At 59.9% G+C, this 2,372-nt stretch carries 3 protein-coding genes; all 3 read right to left on the bottom strand.

Annotated elements, in window-relative coordinates:
- Nucleotides 1-593, bottom strand: a 593-nt coding sequence (locus FN369_RS05715) for a phosphatidate cytidylyltransferase (RefSeq protein WP_142525232.1), incomplete at its 3' end; no start/stop codon positions are given.
- Entirely contained in the window at nucleotides 590-1,363 is a 774-nt protein-coding gene (uppS, locus tag FN369_RS05720) for an undecaprenyl pyrophosphate synthase (RefSeq protein WP_342799711.1), read from the bottom strand. The genes FN369_RS05715 and uppS, both read right to left, overlap by 4 nt.
- A partial coding sequence (locus FN369_RS05725; RefSeq protein ID WP_142525234.1) for an adenylosuccinate synthase occupies nucleotides 1,329-2,372 on the bottom strand: 1,044 nt, incomplete at its 5' end. The genes FN369_RS05725 and uppS, both read right to left, overlap by 35 nt.

The raw sequence follows: 2,372 nt of genomic DNA on the forward strand, positions 1-2,372 counted from the left end.
CCCCCCGCCAGTCCTTCCCAAGTCTTGTGAGGACTGATCCGAGGGAGAAGTCGGTGCTTTCCGAAGAGCGAGCCCGCCACAAAGGCCCCGGTGTCCCCGAGCTTTGTCACAAGGATCACGAAAAACACGGCGACGCGCGGATCGGAATAATTGTTCGGCTCCAATGCGATCCGGCACAAGAAGCTGAAAAGAAAGGGAACGTAGACAACTCCCAGGAGGGTGAGCCCCGCAGTCTCTAGGGGCAAAAGGTTCCCTCTGGAGCCGAAGACGACCCGGAGAAGGAGCACCACCACCGTCAGAACGAAAAGCGCCTCCTCCCAGATCCGGAAAGTTGCCGCCGTGGCCGGATGGGCAACCCAGCAAAACCAGAGAATCGCGTACAATAGCAGGCCGGCCGCGATCCCCAAACCCTTGAAGACGGCCAAGCCCTTTCGCTCTTGCATGCGGTAGAATTCCCATTGCGCGACAGCCGAAAAGCCCGCCACGGCAAGGATCTCTCCCGTCCGCCATCCCACCAGGATCACGGCGAGGACGACAATCCAGAGGACAACCGACGAACTGCTCCTGGCAAGCCAGCCTCGCCCCTTGTTCATGCGAACTGTTCCCTCTCCAACCGACCGAACCGCCGCTGCCTCCGCCCATACTCTTCCAAAGCCTGCAAGAATGCCTCTCGGCGAAAGTCCGGCCAGAGGATCTCGGTGAAGTAGATCTCCGAATAAGAGACCTGCCATAGGAGAAAATTGCTGAGCCTCATCTCCCCGCTGGTTCGAATCAGCAGGTCGGGATCTGGGTCATCGCCCGTATAGAGATAATGGCGAAAAAGAGCCTCGTCGATCTCCTCCGGCCGCAGCCTTCCGCACAAAACGTCGCCCGCCAAGCGCTGCACCGCCGTCAGGATTTCGATTCGGCCGCTGTAACTGAGGGCGAGAGAAAGCGTGAGCTTGCGATTCTGCGCCGTCCGGAGGCTCAGCTCTTCGATCTTCTCCCGCAAGGCGGCCGGCAGATCGGCAATCCTACCGATCAACTTCAAACGGACCTCGTTGGCAACCAGCTCCGCTCCCGCTTCCTCCACGAAATTGTTCAGCAGCTCCATCAAGGCATTCACTTCCTCGGGTGGCCGCTTCCAGTTTTCTACGGAAAACGCGTAGAGCGTCAGGAAGGAAATCCCGACTTCTCCTGCCGTGCGCACGACTTCTCGGGCAGCTTCAAAGCCGGCCCGATGGCCCTCGACACGGGGTAGGTTCCGAGCGCGAGCCCATCGGCCATTTCCATCCATGATAATGGCAACGTGGGTCGGCGACTTCTGAATCGCTCTCGACCTCGCCTTTCTATTCGACAAGGAACGTCTGCTCCCTTCCTGCACCTACCGAGACCAAGCGGACCGGAGATCCGGTCAACTCGGCGAGGGCGTCCAGATATTGTTTGGCGAGATCCGGCAAGTCGGCATAGCGCCGGACATCGGAAGTCGGCTGCCGCCAACCTTGAAATTCCTTATAAACCGGAACGCACTCCTCCCATTGCGCTGCGGAAGCGGGTGGATAGGAAAGCCGTCGACCTTGCCATTCGTAAGCAACGCAGACCGGAATTGTCTCGAGCGTATCGAGGCCGTCCAAATTGGTCACGGCAAGCTCGTCGAAGCCATTGATCAATCCCGAATAGCGACTCATCACCCCGTCGAACCAGCCGCACCTCCGGGCCCGTCCCGTTGTTGCCCCGAACTCCCGTCCTCTCTGATGGAGCAGATCCGCCAGCTCGGCGCATTCGACCGGCATCGGCCCGGCGCCCACACGAGTCGTGTAGGCCTTGAGGCAGCCGACGACGCGGTCGATGCGATGCGGGGGCACTCCGGTCCCCGTAACGGCCCCTCCCGCCGTCGTGTTGGAAGAGGTGACATAGGGGTAGGTTCCGAAATCAATGTCCAAAAAGCTCCCTTGGGCGCTCTCGAAGAGCATGTCTTTCCCGTCGCGCATCGCCTCGGCCAACCAAATCGTGGTATTTACGACCATCTCCCGCAGGAACTCCGCCGCCTCGCAGCAGCGCTCCACCACCTCCTCCGGGTTGATCGGTTCCCCTCCGAGAAATGCCAACAGTCGATTCTTCTCTTCGATTCTCTCTTGCAGTTTGTTTCGAAGCTCTCTCGGATCGAGAAGATCGTGGACACGCAACCCGGTGCGGTTGACCTTGTCCACATAAGCCGGACCGACCCCCCTTCCCGTCGTTCCCAGCTTCCCCTTGCCGCGAAGACTTTCCAACCTCTCGTCGAGCCGCCGGTGGTACGGCAGTACCAGATGGGCGGAATCCGATACGAATAGTCTCCCCTTCGGGGCAATCCCACGGGTGGTCAGCCCTTCGATTTCGCTCACGAGCGAAAT

This window comes from Methylacidimicrobium cyclopophantes (assembly GCF_902143385.2).
Classification (GTDB): Bacteria; Verrucomicrobiota; Verrucomicrobiia; order Methylacidiphilales; family Methylacidiphilaceae; genus Methylacidimicrobium; species Methylacidimicrobium cyclopophantes.